Origin of the sequence: Novosphingobium sp. ERN07, assembly GCF_012641335.1 — a bacterium.
Taxonomy (GTDB): domain Bacteria; phylum Pseudomonadota; class Alphaproteobacteria; order Sphingomonadales; family Sphingomonadaceae; genus Novosphingobium.
This window is the reverse complement of record NZ_JABAID010000007.1, coordinates 153,802-179,907: the sequence shown is the minus strand read 5'-3', so window position 1 is coordinate 179,907 and position 26,106 is coordinate 153,802. Positions and strand designations below refer to the sequence as shown.

At 61.9% G+C, this 26,106-nt stretch carries 22 protein-coding genes; 13 read left to right on the top strand and 9 right to left on the bottom strand.

The window, feature by feature from the left end; genetic code table 11:
• Positions 1-50 precede the first annotated feature (50 nt).
• From HGI47_RS11920 to HGI47_RS11905, 4 genes are read left to right on the top strand one after another with little or no spacing between them, the layout of a single operon-like run.
• Positions 51-1,472, top strand: a complete 1,422-nt coding sequence (locus HGI47_RS11920; RefSeq protein WP_240950147.1) for a cytochrome c family protein — start codon at positions 51-53, stop codon at positions 1,470-1,472.
• A complete protein-coding gene (locus tag HGI47_RS11915; RefSeq protein ID WP_168852986.1) occupies positions 1,472-3,448 on the top strand; it encodes a heme-binding protein in 1,977 nt (658 codons plus the stop codon). The genes HGI47_RS11920 and HGI47_RS11915 overlap by 1 nt, the downstream gene beginning before the upstream one ends.
• A complete protein-coding gene (locus HGI47_RS11910; protein WP_168853032.1) occupies positions 3,448-5,484 on the top strand; it encodes a hypothetical protein in 2,037 nt (678 codons plus the stop codon). Before HGI47_RS11915 ends, HGI47_RS11910 begins: the two co-directional genes overlap by 1 nt.
• Positions 5,484-10,103 carry an LVIVD repeat-containing protein gene (locus HGI47_RS11905; RefSeq protein WP_168852985.1) on the top strand — a complete coding sequence of 1,540 codons (4,620 nt, stop codon included), beginning with the start codon at positions 5,484-5,486 and terminating at the stop codon, positions 10,101-10,103. The genes HGI47_RS11910 and HGI47_RS11905 overlap by 1 nt, the downstream gene beginning before the upstream one ends.
• A 49-nt stretch (positions 10,104-10,152) precedes the next feature.
• Here HGI47_RS11905 and HGI47_RS11900 read toward each other — a convergent pair whose 3' ends face one another.
• Positions 10,153-10,530: a hypothetical protein gene (locus tag HGI47_RS11900; protein ID WP_168852984.1), complete on the bottom strand. Its 378-nt coding sequence runs from the start codon at positions 10,528-10,530 to the stop codon at positions 10,153-10,155.
• The gene (locus HGI47_RS11895) at positions 10,520-10,708 is read right to left on the bottom strand and encodes a hypothetical protein (RefSeq protein WP_168852983.1); all 189 of its coding nucleotides are present in this window, start codon (positions 10,706-10,708) and stop codon (positions 10,520-10,522) included. Before HGI47_RS11895 ends, HGI47_RS11900 begins: the two co-directional genes overlap by 11 nt.
• Before the next feature lie 119 nt (positions 10,709-10,827).
• Here HGI47_RS11895 and HGI47_RS11890 point away from each other — a divergent pair, with 119 nt between their 5' ends.
• Positions 10,828-11,520, top strand: coding sequence for a S24 family peptidase (locus HGI47_RS11890; RefSeq protein WP_168852982.1), 693 nt, complete (start codon positions 10,828-10,830; stop codon positions 11,518-11,520).
• A gap of 54 nt (positions 11,521-11,574) precedes the next feature.
• On the top strand, positions 11,575-12,243 hold the full coding sequence (locus tag HGI47_RS11885; RefSeq protein WP_168852981.1) for an MBL fold metallo-hydrolase: 669 nt from the start codon (positions 11,575-11,577) through the stop codon (positions 12,241-12,243).
• A gap of 69 nt (positions 12,244-12,312) precedes the next feature.
• On the opposite strand, the gene HGI47_RS11880 is transcribed toward HGI47_RS11885, so the two are convergent.
• Positions 12,313-12,705 carry an MAPEG family protein gene (locus HGI47_RS11880; protein WP_206066146.1) on the bottom strand — a complete coding sequence of 131 codons (393 nt, stop codon included), beginning with the start codon at positions 12,703-12,705 and terminating at the stop codon, positions 12,313-12,315.
• A 258-nt stretch (positions 12,706-12,963) separates the two neighbouring features.
• On the opposite strand from HGI47_RS11880, the gene rpmF reads away from it, so the two are divergent.
• The 5 genes from rpmF to HGI47_RS11855 all read left to right on the top strand — a co-directional run bounded on the left by rpmF (position 12,964) and on the right by HGI47_RS11855 (position 16,065).
• Positions 12,964-13,143 carry a 50S ribosomal protein L32 gene (rpmF, locus tag HGI47_RS11875; protein WP_168852980.1) on the top strand — a complete coding sequence of 60 codons (180 nt, stop codon included), beginning with the start codon at positions 12,964-12,966 and terminating at the stop codon, positions 13,141-13,143.
• Between the two features lie 26 nt (positions 13,144-13,169).
• Positions 13,170-14,261, top strand: coding sequence for a phosphate acyltransferase PlsX (gene plsX, locus HGI47_RS11870; protein WP_168852979.1), 1,092 nt, complete (start codon positions 13,170-13,172; stop codon positions 14,259-14,261).
• On the top strand, positions 14,258-15,235 hold the full coding sequence (locus tag HGI47_RS11865) for a beta-ketoacyl-ACP synthase III (protein WP_168852978.1): 978 nt from the start codon (positions 14,258-14,260) through the stop codon (positions 15,233-15,235). Before plsX ends, HGI47_RS11865 begins: the two co-directional genes overlap by 4 nt.
• 121 nt (positions 15,236-15,356) lie before the next feature.
• The gene (locus tag HGI47_RS11860; RefSeq protein WP_206066145.1) at positions 15,357-15,653 is read left to right on the top strand and encodes an integration host factor subunit alpha; all 297 of its coding nucleotides are present in this window, start codon (positions 15,357-15,359) and stop codon (positions 15,651-15,653) included.
• Between the two features lie 22 nt (positions 15,654-15,675).
• Positions 15,676-16,065 carry a MerR family transcriptional regulator gene (locus tag HGI47_RS11855; RefSeq protein WP_168852977.1) on the top strand — a complete coding sequence of 130 codons (390 nt, stop codon included), beginning with the start codon at positions 15,676-15,678 and terminating at the stop codon, positions 16,063-16,065.
• On the opposite strand, the gene HGI47_RS11850 is transcribed toward HGI47_RS11855, so the two are convergent.
• Positions 16,062-16,607 (bottom strand): histidine phosphatase family protein, encoded by a 546-nt coding sequence (locus tag HGI47_RS11850; RefSeq protein WP_168852976.1) that lies wholly within the window; start codon positions 16,605-16,607, stop codon positions 16,062-16,064. The genes HGI47_RS11855 and HGI47_RS11850 overlap by 4 nt on opposite strands.
• A 9-nt stretch (positions 16,608-16,616) precedes the next feature.
• Positions 16,617-19,325, bottom strand: a complete 2,709-nt coding sequence (locus HGI47_RS11845) for an ATP-dependent DNA helicase (RefSeq protein ID WP_168852975.1) — start codon at positions 19,323-19,325, stop codon at positions 16,617-16,619.
• 177 nt (positions 19,326-19,502) lie between these two features.
• On the opposite strand from HGI47_RS11845, the gene HGI47_RS11840 reads away from it, so the two are divergent.
• Positions 19,503-20,330: a flagellin gene (locus HGI47_RS11840; RefSeq protein ID WP_168852974.1), complete on the top strand. Its 828-nt coding sequence runs from the start codon at positions 19,503-19,505 to the stop codon at positions 20,328-20,330.
• A gap of 306 nt (positions 20,331-20,636) precedes the next feature.
• Positions 20,637-22,241: a lysine--tRNA ligase gene (locus HGI47_RS11835; RefSeq protein ID WP_168852973.1), complete on the top strand. Its 1,605-nt coding sequence runs from the start codon at positions 20,637-20,639 to the stop codon at positions 22,239-22,241.
• 4 nt (positions 22,242-22,245) lie between these two features.
• Here the strand turns inward: HGI47_RS11835 and HGI47_RS11830 are convergent, their stop codons facing one another.
• From HGI47_RS11830 to HGI47_RS11815, 4 genes are read right to left on the bottom strand one after another with little or no spacing between them, the layout of a single operon-like run.
• Positions 22,246-23,391 (bottom strand): glutathionylspermidine synthase family protein, encoded by a 1,146-nt coding sequence (locus HGI47_RS11830; protein WP_168852972.1) that lies wholly within the window; start codon positions 23,389-23,391, stop codon positions 22,246-22,248.
• A 3-nt stretch (positions 23,392-23,394) separates the two neighbouring features.
• Complete coding sequence (locus HGI47_RS11825) at positions 23,395-23,793, bottom strand: hypothetical protein (RefSeq protein WP_168852971.1); 399 nt, start codon at positions 23,791-23,793, stop codon at positions 23,395-23,397.
• A 3-nt stretch (positions 23,794-23,796) separates the two neighbouring features.
• On the bottom strand, positions 23,797-24,204 hold the full coding sequence (locus tag HGI47_RS11820) for a DUF350 domain-containing protein (protein ID WP_168852970.1): 408 nt from the start codon (positions 24,202-24,204) through the stop codon (positions 23,797-23,799).
• A 30-nt stretch (positions 24,205-24,234) separates the two neighbouring features.
• Positions 24,235-26,106, bottom strand: coding sequence for a DUF885 family protein (locus tag HGI47_RS11815; protein WP_370521700.1), 1,872 nt, complete (start codon positions 26,104-26,106; stop codon positions 24,235-24,237).

Here is a 26,106-nt window from a genome sequence, read left to right as displayed (position 1 = left end):
GTCACAGACGTAAAGTCGGACGCCTCGCCAGCCGGTGGGGACGAGGGGCAATGCTGGGCATTTTCAAGGGCAAACAGCGGCTTGCGGCTGCATTCCAGACGGTTTCCCGTTCAGGAACGCTTGCGTTCGCGGCATGTCTGGCGATGGCAGGGGCCGCGCTTGGCGTCTCTACGCTGGTCGGTCCTGATTCTGTCAGGGCCGAACCCGCTGCCGAAACCCCTCGTGGCCACACTGGTGTGGCATCATGCGCCGGTTCCACCTGTCATGGGCGGAGCATAGCCGATGGCGCTGTTGTCCGTCAGGACGAGCTGTTGCGCTGGCAGGAAGAATCCTCGCCCACGGGCGCACACAGCCGCGCATGGCGCGTGGTGCAGGAGCCGCGCGGACAGGCCATCGTGCGCCGCCTCGGCCTTGATGCCGCCGGCGCCCAGCGCGAATGCGCGGGTTGTCATGCCTCGCCCGGTGCGGCTCGTGTGGCAGACGGCGTTGATTGTGAAGCCTGTCACGGTGCGTCGGGCGGCTGGCTCTCCACCCACTATACCGTTGGCGCAAGCCATCGCCGCAATGTGGCGCAGGGCATGACCGATCTGGTCAACCCGCAGGTCAAGGCGCAAGTCTGCCTCAACTGCCATTTCTCCGGCGATGCGCGTGGTCAGTTCATCGCGCACCGCATAATGGCGGCGGGCCATCCGCGCATTTCGTTCGAACTGGACCTCTTCACCACCCTTCAGGCCCATCACGACGAGGACGCCGATTACGTCACGCGGAAGGGTGGCAAAACGAATGCGATGCGGATGTGGGCTGTGGGTCAGGCAGAAGCAGTAAAGCGCAGCCTCGAACTGTTCAGTCAGTCGTCGCGCGCGGTCGATGGCATCTTCCCCGAATTCACGTTCTATGACTGCCATTCCTGCCATCGCCGAATCTACGATGGCGAGGCGGGTGGCAATGTTACTGCCGTGCCCAATCCGGGCCGTCCGGTCGATCTCGGCACACCGCCCTATAATGATGAAAACATGATCATGCTGCTGGCCGCGGCCAAGGTCGTCGCGCCCGATGCGGCTGCCACGTTCGACGCGCGGGCCAAGGCATTTCATCGCGCGATGCTAGCCGGGCGGGCCGAAACCGTTGCGGCGGCACAGGCGCTGCGCCAATCGGCTGATGCGCTTTCCAGCCGCTTTGCGTCCTCCAGCTTTACCCGCGAACAGACTTTTGCGATCATGGATTCTATCGCGAGCGATGCCATCGGTGACCGCTTCACCGATTATGAAGGCGCGGTGCAATCGGTCATGGCGGTGGACACCCTGCTGGGCGGAATGGTCAATCAGGGCATGGTTTCTGCATCTGCCGCCAGCGGTCTGCGCATCCAGATCAATCAGGCCTATGCCGCCGTGCGCGATCCCAACGGGTTCCAGCCCTTTGCCTTCCGCCGCGCGCTGGGCGGGGCGGTTCGTTCCATTCGGAGCCTGCGCTGATGCAGTTGCCGCTGGCTCTCAGGCAAACGACTGCCATCGCGCTTTCCTTTTCGCTTGCGCTGGCAGGCTGTGGCGGAGGTGATTCCGGCTCTGGCGATACGTTCACGCCCACACCAACCCCCACCGCATCGTCGCGCTTCTTTGCCGATCCGGCGCAGGAAGCGCTGACCGCCAGCGAGGTACAACAGATCGTTGCGCAGGCCGTGGGTGAGGCGCAGGCGCGCAGCAAGCCTGCGATTATCAGCGTAGTGGACCGCGTCGGGAATGTGCTTGCCGTGTTCCGCATGAACGGCGCGCCCAGCCGGATGCTCACCAGCCGCCGCACGGCCACTGGCCGCATTGCCAATCCCGGAATCGATGCGCAGGGCCTTGATGTCGAGGCAACGATGGGGGCTATCAGCAAGGCGATCACGGCAGCCTATCTTTCGTCCAGTGGCAATGCTTTTACCACCCGAACCGCCAGCGAGATCGTGCAGGAACACTTTCCGCCCGCGCCCAACACGCCCGGCCTGGAATCCGGCCCGCTGTTCGGCGTGCAGTTCAGCCAGCTTCCCTGTTCCGATCTCAACACCCGCTTCATCACCGGCAACGCAGGCAGCGGCGCGTTCATCGGTCCGAAGCGTTCGCCGCTCGGTCTTGCTGCCGATGCAGGCGGCTTGCCGCTTTACAAGAACGGCGTGGTCGTAGGCGGCATCGGCGTGATGGCCGACGGCGATTATGGCTATGATCCCGACGTCAGCGATGTCGACGAAGACGCCGAAGAGTACATCGCTCTCGCTGGTATTCAGAACTTCGCTCCGGCAGCGGATATCAGGGGTGATCGGATCACGGCAGATGGCACGACGCTGCGCTTTGCCGATGCCCAGCCTGCAAAGCTCTCTGCCTTGCAGACCAGCTTTTCCGCGATCAACAACGTACGCGGCACGCTGATCCCGGTGAATGGCTATTACGACGGCACGGCGGTGCTGGCAGGAACTGCCTATGGCACCGAGCGCAGTGGCATCCGGCGAGTCAACGCTTCGGAGTTCTCGCTAGCAGATGCCTATCTGTTGACGGATGGCGCAGGAAATCCGCGCTTCCCGATCAAGGCCGGGACTGACGGGGCGGACGTCGGGCAGGCGCTCTCGGCGGCTGAAGTCCGCACCGTGATGGAAGAGGCCTTTACGGTGATGACCCGCGCGCGCGCGCAAATCCGCCGACCGCTCGATAGCCGGGCGCAAGTGACCATCTCGATCGTCGACACTTATGGCGAAGTGCTGGGGCAGGTACGTAGTCCCGATGCGCCGATCTTCGGCACCGATGTGTCATTGCAAAAGGCGCGCACAGCGGCATTTTTCTCCAATCCGGTCGCCGCACAGCAGCTTTTGGCCACGCCTGGCGCAAACGTGTTCGTACAGCGCGTGCGAGATTTTCTGGGCGACCAGACGGCTTTGACCGGAGGCAAGGCCTTTGCCGACCGGTCGGGCGGCAATCTGTCGCGTCCCTATTTCCCTGATGGTGAACTCGGACGCCCCCCCGGCCCGTTGTCGCGCCCGATTGACGATTTCAGCCCGTTTGCCACGGGCTTGCAGATCGCGCTCGTCGCAGGAAATGTGGTGCAGCACGCCGGATTCGTGCAGGGGGCAGGCAGCGATACGCCGCAGACTTGCTCAACCGTGCCCAACACGCCGACGGGCAAGAAGCGCCTTGCCAATGGCATCCAGATATTCCCCGGCTCTGTGCCGATCTATCGCGGTAACCGCCTCGTCGGCGCGATCGGGGTGTCGGGCGATGGTATCGATCAGGACGACATGATCTCGTTCCTTGGCCTGCACAATGGCGGGGCCAAGGCAGGTGGGATCGGCAATGCGCCCAAGGATATGCGCGCAGATACCATTGTCATTGCAGTCGGCAGCGGGGTGCGCTTGCGCTACGTGAACTGCCCCTTTGCTCCGTTCCTCGATACGAGCGAACAGAACGTCTGCGAGGGTAAATGATGCAGCCGATGCTTGCCCTGATCGCACCGGCGTTCGGACTGCCTCAGCCGGTAGCCCTGCCGATGACGCCGTTTCAGGTGCTGGCAGCAGCAGAGGCGACAGCGCCAGATGCGCTTGCTCCACAAACCACCATTGTTCCAGCGGCAGATGGCGCATCTCAACAGGTCGATCCCAATACGACTGCGCTTCCGGGCGGTGAAACCGAGGCAGACGAAGCGCTTATCGATGGGCGTCGCCGTCCCGGTTATACCAAGCAGCTCCCTGAAAAGGTTGATCAGGACAATCCTGGCGCGGTCAACGCCCCGCCGCCTGAAGCCTTTTACGACAAATACGATGGCGAAGGCCCGATGGGTAATCTCGCGCTCGACGTCGGCGTGCCCGATCGTTGGCGTATCGTGTCCTCGCTCTGCCCGCAGAAGGACAAGACAACCGGTGTCCGTGATCTTTCGCTCTACACGCTGTTCCCCCGGTTGCAGCATGTCTGCCATTCTTCGCTCGATCCGTTTCACCATAATTTGCTTAAAGGTGATCGACCGCTCGCGCGTGGCAAGCGCCCCGGATTTCTCAAAGGCGACGACTGGTTCCTGATCGCAGGCGCGGTGTCCGATACGATTGTCGAACCGCGCAGCTTCCCCATTCCCGTCGGCAATCAGACCACGAGCAACCCTAGCCAGATTGACGTCTTTGGCCGCAGCAACAGTCTCGTACTCGCGCAGACGTTCATCGCCAGCGTCTCGCTGCTCAAGGGCATGACTGCGTTCAAGCCGCCGGTGATCGAATATCGCATCGCGATTGCTGGCAATATCAACCACGTGCAAGTGCCCGAACGGCGCGTACTGTTCGTCGAACCGTCAAAGGGTACGCGGCGTACCGATGGTTTCGTGGGGCTGCAGGAAGCCTTCGTGGACTACCACCTTGGCCAGTACGATTCAAAGCGCTACGATTTCTTCTCGGTCCGCGCTGGCATCCAGCCGATGCAGTCAGACTTTCGCGGCTTCCTGTTCAACGACAACCAGTTGGGCATCCGCCTTTTCGGCAACCGGGACAACAACCGCTTCCAGTTCAATCTGGCCGCGTTCTGGCGTCTGGAGAAGGACACCAACTCCGGCCTGAACGACATCACGCAGACCCCGCGTGACGATTTCCTGCTGATGGCAAATGTCTATCGTCAGGACTTCCCCATTGTCGGCTTGACCAGCCAGCTTTCCGCCACATGGAACATCAACCGTGAACGCGGTGAAGTGGCGGTCGACAAGAACGGTTTCCCGGTCCGCCCGGCTTTGCTGGGCGATCTGCGCGGGCGTAATTATGATGTGGTCTATCTTGGCTATGCCGCCGATGGGCGCATCGGACGGATCAACTTGACCGGGCAATTCTATGGCGCGCTGGGGCATGACAGCAACAATTTCCTTACCAGCGGCCCCGCCAGCATCCGCGCCTTCATGGCAGCGGCTGAACTGAGCTATGACATTGACTGGACGCGCATCCGCGTTTCAGGCCTCTATGCGAGCGGCGACAGCGATCCTTACGACAAGGTGGAAGGCGGTTTCGACGCCATATTCGAAAACCCGCAATTCGCAGGGGCAGACACCAGCTACTGGATTCGCCAGACAATTCCCTTTGCGGGCGGCGGGCGCGCGATCTCGATCAATGGCCGCAACGGCATTCTCAATTCGCTGCGCTCGTCGAAAGAGCAGGGACAGTCGAACTTCACCAATCCTGGCACGATGCTGCTGGGCCTTGGCGCCGATTTCGATCTGACGCCCACCACGCGGGTCTCGACCAACGTCAACCATCTGTGGTTCCAGAACACGAAAGTGCTGCAAGTGCTGCGCAACGAAGGCTCTATCCCCAAGGACATCGGATGGGATGCTTCGGTTTCGGCTATCTGGCGGCCCAGCGCCTCGCAGAACCTGGTTTTCCGCCTGTCGGGCGCGGTTCTCGAGCCCGGCAAGGGCTTTGACAATCTGTTCTCGCAGATGGGCAAGGCCAGCCGCTTCTATTCCGTCCTCGCCAACGCGACTCTGGCCTTTTGATGACCCAGCCCATGATCCCCACGCGCCGATTCCGCCCCCTTCCCGTAGCTTGGCTGCTGGCGCTGCTGGCTGCGCTGTCGGTGCCGACCGCACTTTGGGCTTCGGGCGAGGAAGTGGCGCAGAAGGTCACGCACACCCGCGCTCCGGCTGCCCCGCGCGGCCAGCTGGGCGATACGGCGGAAGAGCAATGGGCCTACGTTGACAAGCAAAACGCCGGTTGCGTTAGCTGCCATACGCAAAGCGACCATCGCACGATGCACGCCAGTCCGGCGGTCGTGCTTTCCTGCGCCGATTGCCACGGTGGCGATACCAAGGTTGTCGCTGACCGCTCGTGGAGCCGCAATTCGATGGAATATGTTGGCGCGATGAAGGACGCCCACGTATTGCCGAAGTATCCGGTCGCGTGGGGTTGGCCATCCTCGGCAAATCCCAAGCGCTCCTATGCGCTGCTCGCGAAGGAGAGCCCGGACTTCATCCGTTTCGTCAACCCCTCTGACTATCGCGTGGCACGCGATTCCTGCGGGGCGTGCCACATGTCGATCATCGAAGCGTCCGAACGCTCGATCATGTCCACCGGTGCGATGCTCTGGGGTGGGGCTGCCTATAACAACGGCATCGTTCCCTTCAAGAACTACATGTTCGGGGAAAGCTTCACCCGCAACGGCGAGCCGGCGCTGCTGAAGTCTGCCTCGAAGGAAATCGGCCCCGATGGCAAACCGATGTGGGGCACGGTGACGCCGAAGGAAAAGGCACGTGGCGCACTTCCGATTCTCTATCCGCTGCCACGCTGGCACCAGATACCTCCGGGCGACGTGTTCCGCGTGTTCGAAGACGGTGGCCGCACGATCAACCCGCAGTTCCCTGAAATTGGTCTGCCCAACTCGACCGGCCTTATCCAGCGTCTTGATGAGCCGGGCCGCCCCGATCTCAAGCAGTCGAACCGTGGCCCGGCCACAGGTCTGCGCGTCGCGATCCCGGTCCTGAACATCCACAAGACGCGCCTGAACGACCCTTTCCTGTTTCAGATGGGCACCAATGATCAACCGGGTGATTATCGTTCCTCGGGCTGTGCGTCGTGCCATGTGATCTACGCAAATGACCGTGAACCGCGTCACTCGTTGAACTATGGCAAGTGCGGGCGTGATGGACAGACGATCACGTCCGATCCCACGATCAACAGCTTGCGCGAAGGCCAGCACCGCAAGGGCGCCTATGGCACCTATGACGCCGCAGCGCATGAAGTGCATGACAAGGTGCGCGGCACGGTGCTGGGCGGGCAGCGTGCATACATGGGCGGCGACAAGTCAGATTCCGAAGCCTCGCACGACATGGAAGCCGATTGCGCCCGCGCGATCTCGTCGGCGGAACAACTGGTTTATTCCCCCGCGAAGGGTGTCGCACCGCATGGCTCGATGGACCATGACAAGATGGACCAGGCCAGCGCCCACGCGCTTGCCGGGCTGGACGAGAAGGGCCATGCGAAGAAGGCTGAAGCCAAGCACGGTGGTGGCCACGATGCCGGCCACGGCGATGACTCGCATGAACCCACTGGCCCCGTCGCCATGCAGGATCGCGAACGCGGCCACCCGTTGGTCCACGCCTTCACTCGCGCCATTCCCACCGCGCAGTGCATGAACTGCCACATGCACCAGCCGAACATCTTCCTGAACACCTACCTCGGCTACATCATGTGGGACTATGAGTCCGACGCGCCGAGCATGTGGCCCGGACCGGAAAACCGCGCGCCCAAGCCTGCCGGCATGTCGGATGCGGATTACCAGAAGGCGTTCAAGAAGCAGTTCTACCCCAACATCGACGAACAGCGCGAAGTGCTGGACCGCAACCCTGAAGGCGCAGCCACGCGCGGGCTGTGGCGCGATGTGGAATTCCTGCGCAACGTCTATGACCTCAACAGCCAGTTGAAGGACACCCAGTTCGCCGACTATCACGGCCACGGCTGGAACTTTCGCGCCATTCTCAAGCGTGACCGTCGCGGCAACCTGCTCGACGATGGTGGCGACATGAGCACCTACGGCACCGACACCGCGCACATCATCGATCCAAACGACCCCGAAAAGTTCCGCAAAGGCACCGAGGGCAAGTTCGTCGACGTCGGTCCCGACAATCCCGGCAAGGCCGTCCACATGATGGACATTCATGCCCAACTCGGCATGCAGTGCGCCGATTGCCACTTTGCGCAGGACAGCCACGGCAACGGCTTGATCTATGGCGAAGTCGCCAATGCCGTGGAGATCGGGTGCAAGGATTGCCACGGCACGCCTGATGCCTATCCCACGCTGCTGACGTCGAACCTCGCGGCGCCGGAAAAGGGCAACAACCTTGCGCTGATCCGCAACGCCGATGGCCAGCGCCGCTTCGAATGGTTCAACGAAGCCGATGGCCGACGCGTATTGGTGCAGCGTTCGATCATCGATCCTAACTTGTCGTGGCGTGTGAGCCTCGTGAAAGACTCGGTCGATGCCCGCTTTGCAGGAAAGGTGGACAGCACCGGCGCACCCATCTTCAACCCCAAAGCCGCGCGCGCCAAACTGATGGCAAAGTCCGCCTCGGACGATGGCGATTACAAATTCGGGACCGGCATTCCCAAGGAAGCACGCGCCCACCGCGATGACGATATGGCCTGCTTCACCTGTCACCTTTCATGGACGACATCGTGCGCGGGCTGCCATTTGCCGATTGAGGCCAACTGGAAGTCGGCCACGCACAAGTACGAGGAAGACTACACGCGCAACTATGCCACCTATAACCCGCAGGTTGCGCGTGATGACATGTTCCAACTTGGCAAACACCAGCGCAACAAGTCGTCCGGTTCCGATCCGGTGCAGTTCGATGCGGCAGGCAATCCCGTCAGCGGGAAGGCGATAACTGCGCCGATCCGCTCCACCTCTGCGTTGATCCTGTCGTCGACCAACATCAATCGCGAACGCATCTATGTGCAGCAGCCGCCGATCTCATCAATTGGCTACTCGTCGCAGGCCTTCGCGCCGCACTTCCCGCACACCGTCCGCAAGAACGAGACGAAGCAGTGCACCGACTGCCACGTCAGTCAGGATGAGGACAACAACGCGGTCATGGCGCAGCTCCTGCTGCTCGGCACCAACTATGTGAACTTTGTGGGCATGAACGCATGGTTCGGCCTCGAAGGGGGTTTCGAAGCCGTGCGCGTGACCGAGTGGGACGAGCCGCAGGCCGTGATCGGCTCCTATCTCCACCGCTATGCCTATCCCGATTACTGGAAGCAGCACGTCGAGAAGAATGACCGCGAACTGAAGAACTGGACTCGCGGCAAACCGTTCGATTCCAAACTCTCCGGCGAAACCACGGGGCAGGAACAGTTCGCCAACGTCGTCGAAGGCACCAAGGACGCGGTGCGCTGCCTGCAGATGCGCGGCGAATATATGTTCGTCGCCGAAGGCACTGGCGGTTTCCGCGCCTATGATATCGCCGCAATTGGCGACAAGGGCTTCTCGGAGCGCATCGTCACCGCGCCGTTCTCGTCGCTCGGCCACGATACCCACGTGAAGACGAAAAACGCCACTTGCATGGCGCTGCCCACCAATCAGGCCATCGCGCCCACGCGCAATACGCCGGAACTGCGCGGCCTCAATCAGGAGCAGCCGTTCTCGCCGATTTACAGCTATGCCTTCGTCACCGATGCGGTCGAAGGGCTGATCGCGGTCAATGTCGATACGCTGGCCGATGGCGAATTCCGCAACAACTTCTTCGACCGCGCCTTTACCTTCAATCCCGATGGTGTGCTGACCGGTGCGCGGCACATCACGCTGGCGGGCGACTATGCCTATGTCGTTACCGACAAGGCGCTCGTCACCGTCCACCTGACCAAGCCTTGGTCTGCGGAAAAGCCTTGCGAGGTAAGCGCAAAGAAGGGTGGTGAAACTTGCCTCGATCCGCGCGTCACTTCGGTCGTTCCATTGAACGACCCGCGCGGCACCGCAGTGCAGTTCCGCTATCTGTGGGTGACGACGTCCAATGGCCTCGAACTGATGGACGTGACCAATCTGGCGCAGCCTAAGCCCGTTGCCGGGGCAACAGTCCCGTTGGCCGATGCCCGCCGCGTCTACCTTGCCCGTACCTATGCTTATGTGGCCGCCAAGGGGCAGGGACTCGTGATCGTCGACATAACGGCACCCACGCGCCCGTCGATCTTCACCAGTTATACTGCCGATGGTAAGCTGACCGATGCCGAGGACGTGATCGTCGCATCCACCAACGCTACGCTATTCGCCTATGTCGCCGATGGGCGGAACGGGGTGAAAGTGCTTCAGCTCACCAGTCCGTCGAGCCAGCCGAACTTTTATGGTTTCTCGCCCGAACCCAAGCCCGAACTGATCGCGTGGGCGCGCACGCCAACGCCTGCACTGGCGCTGTCGAAAGGGCTGGACCGTGACCGTGGCGTTGACGAAACGGGCGGGCAGATGGCCATCTTCGGCCGCCTCGGCTCACGCCCCTTCACCCGGCCAGAGATGGAAGAGCTGTTCCTCAACGGGAAGGGCGAGGTTTTCCGCGTGACCAATGCGGTGGATATGAGCCAGTGGGTCGGTGCCAAGGCTGCACCGCTGCTCGCCCGAACAAACTGACCAGTTGGAGAGGAGACCGGGTGCCTCGCGGGGCACCCGGCGTTCTCGCTCAGTCTTCGCTCAGCAGCAGGATTTCGCACTCCACTTCCATAAGTGGAGCAGGCACCAGTTCGTGATCGACGCGCGTCACCGCGGCATCGGCCACCAACTGTCCGCGCAACCGGAATTCGTGTTCTGGCAATACGATCACGAAGTTCTCGCCGTCGCTCACCGCATCGCTGCCGGCAAAGCGCAAAACGAGCGTGTGCCGCGCGCCTGAGAAGGTGATGCTGGCCCAAGGCGCTTCGGCATGGCTCACCACTTCGGCCAAAGGTCCGGCGATTTCGCGCACCGCACGCATCAGCCGCTCCCCCGTCGCGATGCGACGTGGCGGCAGGCTTGTGCCAACCAGCGCTTTGGTTTCGAAGGCTTGAAGTTCAAGCAGCATGGACATTCTCCGCAAATATGTTCATGAAGTGTTCTACTCGTGAAACCATCGCGGAACGCGGTTCGCGCCCATTGCGCAAATCACCGACCAGCCGGGGGTCGTGTGCGGCCAGTCGGCCAAACTTGGTGACGGGCATTCCCGTCCGCTCAAGGAACTTTTCGATTCTGCGAAGAAGCATGACGTTTGGACCCTCCATGACCGAATTTCTGGTGAAGCGACTCGAAATAGGATTTTTCCTATGTTGATCTGCAAATCCTACAATGCTAGGAAAAGTCCTTCGAAAGTGGAGGGAGGCTGATGGACAGCGAAAATGATGCCGGTGCGCGGACCCGCCTTGTAGCGCTGGCGGCCCAGCGTGGCGTGAGTCTGGCTGCGCTTTCCGCGCTGATTGGCCGTAACACTACGTATCTCCAGCAGTTCGTCCGCAAGGGCAGTCCGCGTAAGCTTGAGGAGAACGACCGCAGAATTCTTGCCGAATTCTTCGCTGTGCAGGAAAGCGAACTGGGCGGTACACTGCGCGGCGGCGTCATTGCGGTCGAGAGGGGGCGCAGCACGATCATGCCGCCATCACCACGTGCGCATCTGGCGGAATGGGCCGATATTCCGCGCCTTCCGCTGGGTGCCTCGGCCGGTCCCGGCGCTCTTCCGGCAGAGGAAATTCCCTCTGGCCGTCTGCGTTTTTCCAATCGCTGGCTTAAGGAGCAAGGTTTGGAACCTGTGATGCTTTCCGTGATCGAGGTTGAAGGCGATTCGATGGAGCCGACCTTGCGCGATGGTGACGAGATTCTCGTCGACCGCACGCCGCGCCCTTTGCGTGCAGGCATTCACGTGATTCGTATCGACGATGTGTTGTTGGTGAAGCGTCTCGAATCCGGCCCCGGCGGAACCGTGCACGTGATTTCCGACAACACAGCCTATCCCCGCCTTGAGCGGCCATTACAGGAAATTGAACTCGTGGGCCGCGTCGTGTGGAAAGGGGGCAGGCTGTAGCCTTAAGCGTTCTCAGCATTGCAATTGTGCCGCCTACGCTCCAAATCCTGCGCCATGACCCACTCTTCAGACGAACCGCCCTTCAAGGTCGCCATCATTCCCGTCACCCCGCTCCAGCAGAATTGCACGCTGGTCTGGTGCACGAAGACGATGCGCGGTGCTTTTATCGATGCGGGCGGCGATCTGGAAAAGCTGCGCAAGGCGATAGAGGTAACCGGAGTCACCATCGAAAAGCTGCTCGTCACGCATGGTCATATCGACCACTGCGGCATGACCGGCATTTTCGCGAAGGAACTGGGCGTGCCGATCGAAGGCCCGCACGAGGCCGACCGCTTCTGGATCAGCCGTCTGGACGAAGACGGTCGCCGTTGGGGCATCACCGGCGAGGTGTTCGAACCGGGCCGTTGGCTGAATGATGGCGATAAGGTGATGGTTGGCGAAGTCGAACTCGATGTCATCCACTGTCCCGGCCATACCCCCGGTCACGTCGTATTCCATCATGCGCCAACCCAGGTCGCCATCGTTGGCGACGTGTTGTTTCAGGGTTCCATCGGGCGCACCGATTTTCCGATGGGCAACCATCAGGATTTGATCGCTTCGATCACGCAGAAGCTCTGGCCGCTGGGGAATGACGTCACGTTCGTTCCCGGTCACGGCCCCAACAGCACGTTCGGCCGCGAACGCCAGACCAACGGCTTCGTCAGCGACTATGCATTAAGCTGAAAAACTCCCGTCCCGCTGGCGGGAGGGGTTGGGGGAGGGCATGTTGAGCATACCGCTCCCCGCACCACGTCACATGTCCAGTGCGATTGAAACCGCCCATGTGCCAAGCCCCAGTTGGGTCAGCATCGTGGCCATCGTGCCCAAGCCGCGCATAAAGCCCAGCGGGCCCCCATCCATGCCCACGCCATGCGCAACACGGCCGAGCATATAGGCCGCAGCCACGCCCATCACCCACACGTTGCCCGTGCGGGCCAGTTCGATCACGGCGATCAGCACCAGCACGATGGGCGTATTCTCGATGAAATTGGCTTGGGCGCGCATCCGGGCGATCAGTTCCATGTCTCCACCATCGCCAATGCTGATTTTCTTGGTGGTGCGGACCATGCCGATGCGGATCGACAGCCAGATGTTGAGCACTGCTGCCGCGGCAGCCGCGCACAGTGTGATGGGCAGGATTATCATGCTTTTTGGTACTCCCCCGTATAAAGTTGTCCGTCTGACGTTTCTGTTCTGGGATCTACAGCATTGCTAGCGCGGGGCTGCTTGCAAAGCATCAGAAAATCCGTATAGGCGCGCCTTCGCCCGTGATTTGGCGAATCCCGTTTCCGTTGGCGACACGTCGCTGCGCATGGGGCCTGTTCCAAACAGGGCTTGTGCGATGGGCCGGTTTTCCCTATCGCGCCCGCAACAAAACTACGCAATTCAGGAACAGGTGCCGAGATGGCCGTCCCCAAAAGAAAGACTTCCCCGTCACGCCGGGGTATGCGCCGCAGCCACGATGCGCTGAAGGCAGAAGCGTTCCACGAATGCTCGAACTGCGGTGAACTCAAGCGTCCGCACATGCTGTGCAACGCCTGCGGTCACTACAACGGTCGCGAAATCATCGCCGTCGGCCTCTGAGCCTGTAGGCGGGGGGAACTGACGACATGAGTCTGCCGCGTATCGCCGTCGATGCGATGGGCGGGGACGAAGGTGTGCGAGTCATGGTTGAAGGTGCGGCTCTTGCCCGCCGCCGCCATGATCGCTTCAAGTTCCTTCTCGTCGGTGATGAAGGCCGCATCAAGCAGGCCCTCGACAATCACCCGAACCTTCGCGGCGCGTCGGAGATTCTCCACGCGCCCGATGTCGTTTCGGGCGATGAAAAGCCCACGCAGGCTCTGCGTCGCGCCAAGACCACTTCGATGGGGCTGGCGATCAACGCGGTAAAGCACGGCGAAGCTGGTGCCGCGGTCAGCGCGGGCAACACCGGCGCGCTCATGGCTATGGCCAAGCTGGCGCTGCGCACGATGCCGGGGATTGATCGCCCTGCGCTTTCCGCACTGCTGCCCACACTGGGCGATCACGATCTGATCATGCTCGATCTGGGCGCCAACACTGATTGCGATGCCCGCAATCTGGTGCAGTTCGCCATCATGGGCGCAGCTTATGCCCGGATCGTCAACGGGCTGGAAGCGCCGCGCGTGCGCCTGCTCAACATCGGCACCGAAGAGACCAAAGGCACCGATTCGCTGCGTGATGCCGCCAACCAGCTCAAAGCACTGGCTGGCGATCTTGCAATGTCCTTCGATGGCTTCACCGAAGCGGACAAGCTTTCGCGCGGTGATTGCGATGTCGTGGTGACCGATGGTTTTTCGGGCAATATCGCGCTGAAATCGATGGAAGGTGCGGCGCGTTTCGTGGCCGATCTGCTGCGCCGCAGCTTTTCGTCATCGTTGCGCTCGAAGTTCGGCTTCCTGATCTCGCGTCCGGCTACCGAGCTGCTCAAGCATCATCTTGATCCCAACAATCACAACGGCGCGGTCTTCCTTGGCCTCAATGGCGTCGTGGTAAAAAGCCACGGCAGCGCATCGGCGCTGGGCGTGGCCAATGCCGTGGCGGTCACGGCCCGCCTGCTGGAGGAAAACCTGACCGAGCGCATCGAAGCCGACCTTGCACGCCTTGGGGCAGAGGCGATCCGCACGACAGGCCGCAGATCAGGTCGCGCCAAGTCTGCCGCCACCAGCGAGGATGCGGCATGAGTCTTCGGGCCGTCATTCGCGGCAGTGGTTCGGCCCTGCCGCAGCGTTGTGTGACCAACGCGGAAATGACCACGATGATCGATACGACCGACGAATGGATCGTCGAGCGTACGGGCATACGTCAGCGCTATATTGCGGGCGAGGGGGAAAGCACGTCTACGCTGGCCACTGAGGCTGCGCGCCGCGCGCTCGAAGCGGCTGGTATCGATGCTGCGCGTGTGGACCTGATCGTTCTTGCCACCGCCACGCCAGATCAGACCTTTCCAGCCACCGCCACGATCGTGCAGCACAACCTTGGCTGCAATGGCGGCATCGCGTTCGATGTCGCAGCGGTCTGTTCCGGCTTTCTTTATGCGCTGGCCACGGCGGATTCGATGATCCGCACGGGCATGGCCAAGTGCGCAGTGGTTATCGGCGCTGAAACGTTCAGCCGTATTCTCGATTGGGAAGACCGCACCACGTGCGTCCTGTTTGGCGATGGTGCCGGTGCCATCGTGCTCGAAGCGCAGGATGTGGATGACAACGATCCCGCCGCGCCCGGCGTGATCGCCACACGCCTCCACGCCGATGGTGCGCACAACGAACTGCTTTATGTCGATGGTGGTCCATCCACCACCGGCACGGTCGGCAAAGTGCGCATGAAGGGCCGCGAAGTGTTTCGCCACGCGGTTACCAATCTCGCCAGCGTGCTGCGCGAAGTGCTGGATGCTGCAGGGCGCGATGCGGCAGACATCGATTGGGTCGTTCCGCATCAGGCGAACTTCCGCATTCTCGATGCCACTGCCCGCAAGCTTGATCTGCCTGCGGAAAAGGTCGTCGTCACGGTCGATCAACATGCCAACACCAGCGCTGCCTCGGTTCCACTTGCCTATGACACTGCAGTGCGTGACGGGCGGATCAAGTCTGGCGATCTGGTGATGTTCGAAGCGATGGGCGGCGGGTTCACCTGGGGTGCCAGCCTCGCGCGGGTCTGAACGATCTCGCTTCGGGACATGACGTCAGACGTACCCATTTGCGCCAAGGCATTCGATTGCGTTCTGTAGAATGGGCGTTATTATCGCGCTCTTGTCTCTAACTCTCGGGGGGTCGTAGAGAATGCGTTCTGTTGGTACTTTGACGCGGGCAGATCTTGCCGAAAGCATCAATCGCCGCGTCGGTTTGTCGCGTGCGGACTCGCTGGAAATGGTGGAATCCATCCTCCAGCACATGTGTGAAGCGCTTGCTGATGGCGAGAATGTAAAGATTTCGGGCTTCGGCACGTTCCTGCTGCGTGACAAGGCGGAGCGTATCGGTCGCAATCCGAAGACCGGGGTCGAAGTGCCGATCACGCCGCGCCGCGTCCTCAGCTTCCGCGCCAGCCAGATGCTCAAGGATCGCATCGGCCAGGGGTGACCCCGGTGTCGAAGCAGGGTCGATGACCACGCCTGTTCTCTCTGATGGTAAAGATGCGCAAGCCTTGCGTACCATTGGCGAGGTCGCGAAGGCGCTTGGCATTCGCCAACACGTCCTGCGCTATTGGGAAGAACAGTTTCCGTCGCTGCGCCCGCTCACGCGGGCGGGCGGGCGACGGTACTATCGGCCTACAGATATTGCGCTGATCATTGAAATTGATCGCCTGCTCCATCGTGAAGGATTCACGATCAAAGGCGCAAAGCAGGCGCTGAGGGCTGGTGTAAAGAGCCAGAGTGACCAGGCGCTGTCTGATTCTCAGCCATCGGCCTCTTCACCTGCACCAGAATCCGCCCAGCCGCTCATCGATTTTCTGCAAGGTATCCGCAACCGGCTGGCTGCAGCACTCGATTAATCGATCAGTTGCGGCCCCAGTGTCGGGTCCAGATCACGCGGGCGCTTGATCTCTACCAGCCGCGCGCAACCTTCGGTCACATCGGCCCACTGCGCCACATCTAGTTCCAGCACGGCAAACGTCGCGGTCGGAAACTTTTCCTCCACAACATCGCGTAAAGGGGAGGAGCCATCATCTGGCACCAGATCGAAGATCAGGTCTTCCAGACCGGGGTTATGCCCGATCATCAGCACGCTTTGCGGATCGCCCGAAAGGTCTTTCAGCAGATCGATCAGCGTGGCGGAACTGGCAAGATAGATGCGCCGGTCCCATTCCAGCTTGAACGTGCATTTCCACGCCTTGCTCGCCTCTTCGACCGTTTCCGCCGCGCGCACGGCGGGGCTGGCGATCATGCGCTCGAACGTGCGCCCGGTATCACGGATATATTCACCCATTGCCCGCGCTCCGCGCTGGCCGCGCGTGTTCAACGGACGATCGAAATCCCGCGCGCGCGCATCGCTCCAGTCCGATTTGGCGTGGCGGAACAGGGCCAGTGTCTTCACGAAATCCCCTCAGGCCGCGCTGATGCGGTCGCTTTTCCCAAGAACACCGGCTCCCACGCTTTGTAAAGCCACATCCAACGTTACGCGGCGGATCGGTGTGCCTGCCGGAAAGGCCGAAAGCAGCCGCGAAGGAAAAGCTGACGATAGCACCACGAAGTGGCCCCTGTCTCCGGCAGAGCGGATCAGCCGCCCGAAGGCCTGCGCCAGCCGCGCGCGAATGATGCGGTCGTCGTGCGCTTGCCCGCCGCCAGCCAGCCGCCGCGCGCGATGCAGGATCGAAGGCTTGGGCCAAGGCACCTGTTCCATAACCACCAGCCGCAGCGAATGACCCGGCACGTCTACCCCATCGCGCAGGGCATCGGTGCCCAGCAGCGAAGCGCGCGGATCATCACGGAAGATATCCACCAAAGTGCCGGTATCGATCGGGTCGACATGCTGGGCGAACAGCGGCAGTCCATTACGTGCCAACCGGTCTGCAATACGGCCATAGACCGCGCGCAATCGCCGGATGGCGGTGAACAGCCCCAGAACCCCACCGCCCGATGCTTCGATCAGGCGTCCATAAGCCGCAGCCAGCGCCGGAATGTCGCCCTTGGGCACGTCGGTCACGATCAGCACTTCGGCTTGTGCGGCATAATCGAACGGGCTTTCCGCGCTGAACAGGCGTGGTGCCACATCCAGATGCTGCGCACCGCTGCGCTCCACCGCGCTCGTCCAGTCTTCGCCATCGCGCAGCGTAGCCGATGTCATCATCACGCCGTGCGAAGGGGCCAGCACGCTTTCGGCAAAGGGTTTCATCGGATCGAGGTAGTGCCTGTGCAACCCCACGTCCCATTCGCGCCCGTCTGATCGTTCGACCGCGATCCAGTCGACAAAATCGGGATCACCCGGCCCGCCGAGCCGCGCCAGCAGGGCAATCCATCCGGCGATCAGGTCGCAGCGCCAGCCGATGGCGCTGCGGGCACCTTCAATCCGCGCCCGCGCCGGGCCATCCAGCCAGTCTGGTGCGTCCTCGACAATCGCTTCCAACCGCAGGCCCAGCCGGACCAGCGGCTTGCGCAAGGCTTCCAGCGTTTCCTGCGCCCGCCCGGCCACGTCGATAAACGGTCCGTCCAACTGCGCGATCTCGGTTTCCAGCCCATACCCGGCTTCTTGCCCGCCACTTTCATCGCGGGCATAGGCCAGCGCGCGCGCTGCGCTCAGCAGGTCTTCCAGCGGCCCGGAAGGCGTGCCTTCCACCACCCGCGCCAGCCAGCCGTCAGATGGCAGAGCCTCTGCCGCCGTGCGCGCCTGCGCAATCGCGCGTTCGCCTTCCTCGTCATAGCTGGCAACATCTGCCAGCCGCGCCGAAAGTCCGCGCCGCCGCCCGCGTGATTTGCCCTCAGGCCCGATCACCCAGCGCCGTAATTCAATGGTTTCGGCACCGGTCAGTGCCGCTGAAAAGGTCGAATCCGCCGCTTCGAAAACATGATGGCCTTCGTCAAATACGATCCGCGTGGGCCGCTGCGCTGCATCGCGTCCTCTGGCAGCATTGACCATGACCAGCGCATGATTGGCGATGACCAGTTCTGCATCCGCAGAAGCGCGCGCGGCCCGTTCGATAAAGCACTTCCGATAATGCGGGCACCCGGCATAAACGCATTCGCCACGCTGGTCGGTCAGCGCCGCGATTCCGCGTTTGCGGAACAGCGTGCCCAGCCAGCCTGGCAGGTCACCGCCGATCATGTCGCCGTCCTGACTATAGGCCGCCCAGCGCGCTACCAGTTGCGCCAGCACCGCAGCACGCCCGCCAAAGCCGCCTTGCAGCGCGTCTTCAAGGTTCAGCAGGCACAAGTAGTTCTCGCGCCCCTTGCGCACGACCACCGGCGGCTTGCCGTTGCGCTCGGTGGGAAAAGCTCGACGGCTTTCGCGCCGCAATTGCCGTTGCAGCGCCTTGGTATAGGTCGAAACCCACACCGTTCCGCCCGATGTCTCGGCCCACAGCGAAGCGGGAGCGAGATAGCCGAATGTCTTGCCCGTGCCGGTCCCGGCTTGCGCCAGCACCACATGCGGTTGGCGTTGATCCCGTCGGGGCGCAAACATGCGCCCGGCTTCGCGCGCATAATCCTGTTGCGCCGCGCGGCGTTCCGCATCGGCACCGGTCAATTGGGCCAGCCGCGCTGCCACGGCTTCGTCTGCCAGCACCACTTGTGCAGGCTGCGGGCGGTCTGCCGTTTCTTCCCATTCTGGCAATCGCGTAAACAGCCAGCGCTCTGCTCGTTGCGGTTTTCTGATGCGTGGCGTCAGCAACGTTGCCCAAGGCCAGCGCATCCGCACCAGCGATTGCAGCGCGGTCCATGCGCCTTCACGCTCGCTCCAGTCGTCCCGCTCACATGTGGCAAGCAGCGCTTCAGCCGCCTGTTGCAGCAGCAGCGGCACTCCATCGTCGCCCACAGGCTCTACCAGATCGAGCGCATGGGCCAGCCCCTTGGGCGTCGGCACTATGAATTTCGCCGGATGGACGAAGGCGAACAGTTCCAACAGATCCAGCCCCGAAAGATCGGGATAGCCAAGCCGACTGGCCACCAATGGCGCGTTCAGCATTAGCAGCGGCGTATCTGCCGCCGCCACGATCGCATCGCCCTTGCTTGCCCCGTGCGTGGCAAAACCTTCGCGCAGCCAGCATCCGCCGTGGCTTGCATGAATCGCGGGGAGCGACAGGGCAGGGGTTTCGGTCACTGCTCTGCGTTAGAACAGGAATGGAACACCCGGCAAGCCCGAACCGCCCGGCGGCAAAAAGCTGCACCCCGGTTAACCGCAGCCCTTAAACTCTTCGGGCAGGTGCCGTCCTTCTCGTCGGGAACCAAGTAACGAAGCAGGCGAAATCCCGCTTCGGCCCATAGTGGAGAATGGGAAATGGCAGTCATCAATACGAATATCAGCGCGGTCCGCGCGACCAACGCTTCAAATACCGCGAACAAGATGCTTGGCACCGCGATGGAGCGGCTGTCTACCGGCAAGCGTATCAACGGCGCCAAAGACGACGCGGCTGGCCTTGCGATCACCACCACCATGACCTCGCAGATCAAGGGCATGGGGCAGGGCGTGCGCAATGCCAACGACGGCATCAGTCTTGCGCAGACCGCCGATGGCGCGCTTAATGAAGTGACCGCGATGCTTCAGCGCATCCGCGAACTGGCGGTGCAGTCCGCTTCGGGCACCTATCAGGACGCCACCGACCGCGTGTACATGCAGAGCGAAGTCGACCAGCTCACCGAACAGGTCGATCAGGTTATCCAGAACACCGATTTCAATGGCGTGCAGTTGTTTGACGGCACGACCACCACGATCACCATTCAGGCCGGCGCCGGATCGAGCGACACTGTGGTGCTCGAAATTGCCGATCTTACCACTTTGCAGGCTTCGGGCGGCGCCGCTGCCTCCTACGACATCTCTACAGCGACCGCGGCTAACACTGTCCTCGGCACGCTCGATACCGAACTCGACAGCATTTCAGGCGCGCGCTCGCTGCTCGGTGCTGGCCAGAACCGTCTGGAATCGGTTGTGAACAATCTCAACGACAATATCACCAACCTGTCGGACGCCCGTTCGCGCATCGTCGATACTGATTACTCGGCAGAAACGACCGCGATGGCCAAGGCGCAGATCCTTTCGCAGGCATCGACCGCGATGATCGCGCAGGCCAATCAGGCCCAGCAAAACGTTCTCTCGCTTCTGAAGTAAGCCTCCCTCAGAAGCACCTCCACGGGAGTGGCGGGACCGCGTGAGCGCGGTTCCGCCCTTTCGTCGTTTTCGGCTTCCGCATTTTCCTACAAGGTAGGGGCTGTGATAGGCAGTGCAAATGCCTCTTATCGCTCAATGTTTTCGCCACCTTTTCGAAGCCCCGGACATGCTCCGGTGGCCCGTTTTGTCGGGCTGCATGACACTCGGCACGGAGGCTGACTATTTCCCTCTGGACCGTGTAAACAGTGTAAACCCCTTCAGCTTTCGCTTGCGAAACCTGAACAGCCGCGCAAAAGGGCGGGCACTATGACAGATGCCATCCACACTGCCGCCCAGACCTCCAAGGCATGGCCTTTCGAGGAAGCCCGCAAGCTGATCAAGCGGTTTCCCGGCGGCAAACGCGATGCGTCCGGCGAATTGGTGCCGGTCCTGTTCGAAACCGGCTACGGCCCCTCGGGCCTGCCGCACATCGGCACGTTTCAGGAAGTTCTGCGCACCACGCTCGTTCGCCGCGCCTATGAAGTGTTGACAGGCGGCCACCCCACGCGCCTCGTCGCGTTCTCTGACGACATGGACGGCTTGCGCAAGGTGCCCGACAATGTGCCCAATAAGGCGCTCCTCGATGCGCACCTCGGCCACCCGCTCAGCCGCATTCCCGATCCGTTCGAGAAGTTTGAGAGCTTCGCCCACCACAACAACGCGATGCTGCGCGATTTCCTTGATCGCTTTGGCTTCGATTATGAATTCGTCTCCGCGTCTGACCGCTACAATTCGGGCGGCTTTGACGATGCCTTGAAGAACGTCCTGCGGCACTGGCAGGCGATCATGGACATCATGCTACCCACCCTGCGGGAAGAGCGTCGGAAGACCTACTCCCCCGTCCTTCCCGTTTCGCCCACCACGGGCGAGGTATTGCAAGTGCCGGTTGAGGTGGTGGACGCCGAAGCCGGGATCGTGCGCTTCACCGACAGCAATGGCGAAAGTGTAGAACACACGATCCTCGGCGGCTGGTCCAAGTTGCAGTGGAAGGTCGATTGGGCGATGCGCTGGGTCGCACTCGGCGTCGATTACGAGATGTGCGGCAAGGATCTCACCGACAGCGTAACCCAATCCGGCAAGATCGCCCGCGTGCTGGGCGGCCAGCGCCCCGAAGGCCTGATCTACGAACTCTTCCTCGATGAGAAGGGCGAGAAGATCTCCAAGTCCAAGGGCAATGGCCTGACCATTGAACAATGGCTGGAATACGGCAGCGAGGAAAGCCTCGGCTTCTACTTGTTCCGCGAACCCAAGAGCGCCAAGTCGCTGCATGTCGGCATCATCCCGCGCGCGGTGGACGAATACTGGCAGTTCCGCGAAAAGCTGCCAGCGCAGCCGGTGGAACAGCAACTCGGCAATCCGGTATGGCACTTGCTGCGCACCAATGGCCCGGCCGTGGGCGAGGGCGACAAACTGCCGGTAACTTACGGCTTGCTGCTCAACCTGGTCGGCGTTCTGGGGGCATCAGCCACCCGCGATCAGGTCTGGTCCTACCTCGGCAATTATGTCGAGAATGCTGACCCAGCCGCGCATCCAGCCCTCGATGGTCTCGTAACCCGCGCGCTGGCCTACAACCGCGATTTCATCGCGCCGACACTCCAGCGTCGCAAGCCGGAGAGCACCGAGGCGCAGGCTCTGGCCGCGCTCGACGAGGAACTGGCAGGGACGTCAGACGACGCAACGGCAGAAGAGCTACAAAACATCGTCTACGAAATCGGCAAAGACCCGCACTACGGGTTCGAGCAACTCCGCGACTGGTTCAAGTGCCTTTACGAAACACTGCTCGGTTCCAGCGCCGGTCCGCGGATGGGCAGCTTTATTGCGCTTTATGGCGTTGAAAATACGCGCAAACTGATTGCAGAGGCGCTGGACTGAACGGTCAGTCCTCGATGATGTGAGGGATAAAACGGGCGCGGTTGCCGGTGATGAGGCCATCCTCGCGGATGCCAAGACCGGCAGCTTCGCCCGCTACCACCCAGCTACCCAGCACCGGGTAGCCGCGCCCAAAGTCCTTCAGCGGATAGCGCTGCTGGAACACCATGCGGCTGGCATCGTAATTCCCGCCCGACCGAGCCAGAACTTCGCCGTGGCTGACGACTTCGATGTTCGCGCCCTCTCGTGCCAGCACCGGCTTGGCCACATAATCAGGCCCCACCGCGCCGGGGATGAATGAAGCAGGCAGCAGGTTGCGATGGCGGGGGAACATGTCCCACAGCACGGCCAGCACCGCCTTGTTGCTCCACAGCATCTTCCATGCCGGTTCCAGCCACACCGTATCGTGCAGGTGCGGCAGAATAGCCGCGCCGAACTCTTCTGTCGCCAGCCACTCCCACGGATAGAGCTTGAACAGCGCGCTGATACGGTAGTCGTCCTGATCAAGAATGTGCCCTTCGGCATCAATTCCGATCTGATCGATCAGCAGGCCGAACGTTTCCAGCCCTGCTTGCCCAGCCAGATCGCGCAGGTAGGTGGTGGTCATCGTGTCTTCGTGCGCATGGTCGGCAAAGTGCGTGAACCACACCCGACGTCCCGGCAGTGCGCCCGCTATCGTCTGCCAGCGTGCCAGCAGCTTTTCATGCAGGCTGTTGAACTGGTCGGCTTGGGGAAATACCTCCTCCTTCCAGAACCACTGCACGATCGATGTTTCCAGAAGCGACGTGGGCGTATCGCAGTTGTATTCCAGCAGCTTTGGATCGCCCGTGCCATCCCAGGCGAAATCGAAACGCCCGAAATCAAGCGCGGGCGAACGCCGCCGCCAAGCCTCGCGCACCGGGCCGTGCCATGCAGCGGGAATGCCGCACGACGACATGAGCAGATCGTCGCGCACGATTACATCGGCGGCTTCAACGTAGAGCCTGTGAACCGCCTCGGTCGCGTCCTCTATCACCTCGATCTGCGCCATCGAAAACGCATAGGCCGCGCTTTCGTCCCAATAGGCGCCTTCGGCATCGCTGTGCCAGAGCAGCCCCAGTTCCGCGACCGCAGCCTGCCAATCGGCACGCGGTTTCAGCGCCAACCTGCGCATCGATCAGGACCAGCTACCGCCGAAGAATTTGCCCTTTGATCCGAACCCGCCGCGCGAAACCGGTTTGCTGCGGACCATGTTGGACGCCGCGGGGGCCTCCGCATAGTTCACGCCCTTGGTCGGGAAATAGCTGCCCTTGTAGCCATAGCTGGGATCACGCACCGGATCGCCCATGTAGGGCACGCGGGAACCGCGCCCGACATAGTACCAGAAGAACGAACTGCCGACCCCGCCAGTGCGTGTGCTGTGGCAGTTCTGGTCGGGAATACGGCGGCCATCCTGATCGACGCAGACGGCGGTATCGCGGTCTGCCATCACGCCATCGTCCCAATCGGTGTTGCTGCCAGAACAGCCCGCCAGCGTTGCTGCCATCGCCGTGGTCAGCACGAGTTGCTTTTTCATCGCTCAGGGCACCATGCAGGCAGCTTGAAGGATGCCCACGCCAAGGCTCATCCCGCCAACGAACTGGCCCGAAGCGATGCAGCCTTCGGTGATCCGGTCAGATATGGCGCGGAACAGGAAGCGTGCGATCACCACGAAGACCAGAAGCTGCACCACGCCTGCCACTGCACTCCACAGCAGCATGTCGGCAAGGCTCACCGAATTGGCGATGATCACGGCTGCCGGAGCGGCAAAGCCGAGGAATGTGCCGGAAAGCTGCGTAGCCGCCGCCACATTGCCATCACGGATTAGCGCGAACTCACGATGCGGCGTGGCCTTGGCATAAAGGAATAGGAACAGGACTGCCAACGCCAGAGCGCCGCCGAAATAGGCTAGAAAATGCGGCAATGCCGCCGCGAAGTAGCTCAACATATCGGGCCCCCGTTCGTCCCCCAAGCGGCGCTATCGGTTCGCCGCAATCCACCGGCGCACTTTGGCTTCAAGCACCTGCATCGGCAAGGCCCCGCTGCCCAAAATCTGATCGTGGAACTGGCGGATGTCGAAGCGTCCGCCCAAAGCGGCTTCGGCCTCCTTGCGCAGCCGCTGGATTGTCAAAGCCCCGATCTTGTAGGACAGTGCCTGTCCCGGAATGGCTACGTAGCGATCTACCTCCGCTTCAGCATCGCTGCGGCCCATTCCCGAATTGGCGAGCATGTAGTCCACGGCCTGATCTCGGCTCCAGCCTTTGGTGTGCAGGCCGGTATCGACCACCAGCCGCATTGCTCGCAGCATTTCGTCGTCCAGCGTGCCCCAGTGCTGCATCGGGTCTTTGTAGAACCCCATCTCGTAACCCAAGGTTTCGGCATAGAGCGCCCAGCCCTCGATATAGGCGGTGTTGCCGCCGAACCGCTGGAAATCGGGGAGGGTGGTGTTCTCTTGCGCGAGGCTGATCTGGAAGTGATGTCCCGGCGCGCCTTCATGCAGATAGAGCGTGGCGATCCCGGTCAGGAAGCGGCTTTTCAGGTCATAGGTGTTGAAGAAGAACGTGCCGGGCAAGCGTCCATCGGGCGAACCTTGCGCATAGGAGCCGCCCGCTTCGAACTTGGCGCGGTAGGGCGGGTAAGATTGGATTTGCAACGGTGTGCGCGGCAGGTGCAGGAAATAGCGCGGGGCCAGCTCATCCACCTTGCGCCCGATTGCGCGAAAGCCTTCGGATAGTTCGGCCTCGGTCCGGGGGTGGTATTTGGGATCGGTGCGGACGTGATCGAAGAACGCGCGCAGCGGCCCGGTAAAGCCCAGTTCGCCTTTCACCCGGTCCATATCGCGCTGGATGCGCGCCACTTCGCCAAGGCCCAGTTCGTGAACGGCGGCTGGATCAAGGTCCAGCGTCGTGTTCATCCGCACCAGCCGCCGATAGAGCGCCATGCCGCCGGGCAGCGCTGAAAGCCCCACCGTTTCGCGGGCAACCGGACGATACTCCTCCGCAAGGAAGCGCCGCAGGTTGCGATAGGCGGGATAGACGACCTTTGCGGTGACATCGTGCAGATCATGCCGCATCTGGTTGCGCTGGGCCGGACTCATGCTTTCGGGAAAGCTGCGCGCAGGCGACATGAAAGGAGACCGGTCAACCGGCTGGGCCAGCAGCGCATTGATCTGCGTGATCATGTTGTCCACGGTCAGGCGCGGTTCGGTGGTTCCGGCAGCCATGCCTTCGCGAAAACGGGCAATTGCGGCGTCGAACACTTTCGGCAGGGCGCTGTGCCGTTCGATCAGCAATTCGAAATCGCCTGCGTTTTCCAGCACCAGACCACTGCCGGGCGAGGACAGTTCAGGATAGGAAACGTGAAAGCCGCCGAAGTGATTGAACGGCTGCACTTCGGTAAGTGCCAGCGATTCAGGCGACAGCAGCGCTTGCTCGGCCTGTTTGGCATCAAGCATCACCGCGCGCGAAATTCGGTGCCCTTCATCAAGCTGATCGGGCGCGATATCGCCCAGTTCACTCAGCAGGCGGCTGTTGGCTTCGCGCCGCTCACGCGCCAGTTGCGGCGTGAACAGCAGCAGGAACTGGCTGGTGGGAACGCGTTTGCCCTGCTGCAATGCCCCCAGCGGATCAAGCGCGAGGCTTTGGTGCAGGTCCGCCGCGAAAAGCCGGTCGAGCGCCACGTTTGCGGGCACCGCAGGCCGCGCCAGTGGAGCATCAATCTTTGCAGTGGCAGCGGCTTCCGGCCTAGGTGCCGGGCGTTGGCTATCTGCACTTGCGCAAGCAGATGCGGTGCTGGCAACGGCAATGGCAAGCAGCGCCCGGCCAAGCAGCCGATTTGGTTTCACCGCCAC

Coding starts and splice junctions, on each gene's coding strand:
- HGI47_RS11895 (WP_168852983.1), bottom strand. CDS start 10,708: ATGCTTCTTCGCAGAATCGAAAAGTTCCTTGAGCGGACGGGAATGCCC.
- HGI47_RS11920 (WP_240950147.1), top strand. CDS start 51: ATGCTGGGCATTTTCAAGGGCAAACAGCGGCTTGCGGCTGCATTCCAG.
- HGI47_RS11885 (WP_168852981.1), top strand. CDS start 11,575: ATGACCCACTCTTCAGACGAACCGCCCTTCAAGGTCGCCATCATTCCC.
- HGI47_RS11860 (WP_206066145.1), top strand. CDS start 15,357: ATGCGTTCTGTTGGTACTTTGACGCGGGCAGATCTTGCCGAAAGCATC.
- HGI47_RS11890 (WP_168852982.1), top strand. CDS start 10,828: ATGGACAGCGAAAATGATGCCGGTGCGCGGACCCGCCTTGTAGCGCTG.
- HGI47_RS11835 (WP_168852973.1), top strand. CDS start 20,637: ATGACAGATGCCATCCACACTGCCGCCCAGACCTCCAAGGCATGGCCT.
- HGI47_RS11880 (WP_206066146.1), bottom strand. CDS start 12,705: ATGATAATCCTGCCCATCACACTGTGCGCGGCTGCCGCGGCAGCAGTG.
- HGI47_RS11825 (WP_168852971.1), bottom strand. CDS start 23,793: ATGAAAAAGCAACTCGTGCTGACCACGGCGATGGCAGCAACGCTGGCG.
- HGI47_RS11855 (WP_168852977.1), top strand. CDS start 15,676: ATGACCACGCCTGTTCTCTCTGATGGTAAAGATGCGCAAGCCTTGCGT.
- HGI47_RS11900 (WP_168852984.1), bottom strand. CDS start 10,530: ATGCTGCTTGAACTTCAAGCCTTCGAAACCAAAGCGCTGGTTGGCACA.
- HGI47_RS11915 (WP_168852986.1), top strand. CDS start 1,472: ATGCAGTTGCCGCTGGCTCTCAGGCAAACGACTGCCATCGCGCTTTCC.
- HGI47_RS11905 (WP_168852985.1), top strand. CDS start 5,484: ATGACCCAGCCCATGATCCCCACGCGCCGATTCCGCCCCCTTCCCGTA.
- plsX (WP_168852979.1), top strand. CDS start 13,170: ATGAGTCTGCCGCGTATCGCCGTCGATGCGATGGGCGGGGACGAAGGT.
- HGI47_RS11820 (WP_168852970.1), bottom strand. CDS start 24,204: ATGTTGAGCTACTTCGCGGCGGCATTGCCGCATTTTCTAGCCTATTTC.
- HGI47_RS11830 (WP_168852972.1), bottom strand. CDS start 23,391: ATGCGCAGGTTGGCGCTGAAACCGCGTGCCGATTGGCAGGCTGCGGTC.
- HGI47_RS11840 (WP_168852974.1), top strand. CDS start 19,503: ATGGCAGTCATCAATACGAATATCAGCGCGGTCCGCGCGACCAACGCT.
- HGI47_RS11910 (WP_168853032.1), top strand. CDS start 3,448: ATGCAGCCGATGCTTGCCCTGATCGCACCGGCGTTCGGACTGCCTCAG.
- HGI47_RS11865 (WP_168852978.1), top strand. CDS start 14,258: ATGAGTCTTCGGGCCGTCATTCGCGGCAGTGGTTCGGCCCTGCCGCAG.
- rpmF (WP_168852980.1), top strand. CDS start 12,964: ATGGCCGTCCCCAAAAGAAAGACTTCCCCGTCACGCCGGGGTATGCGC.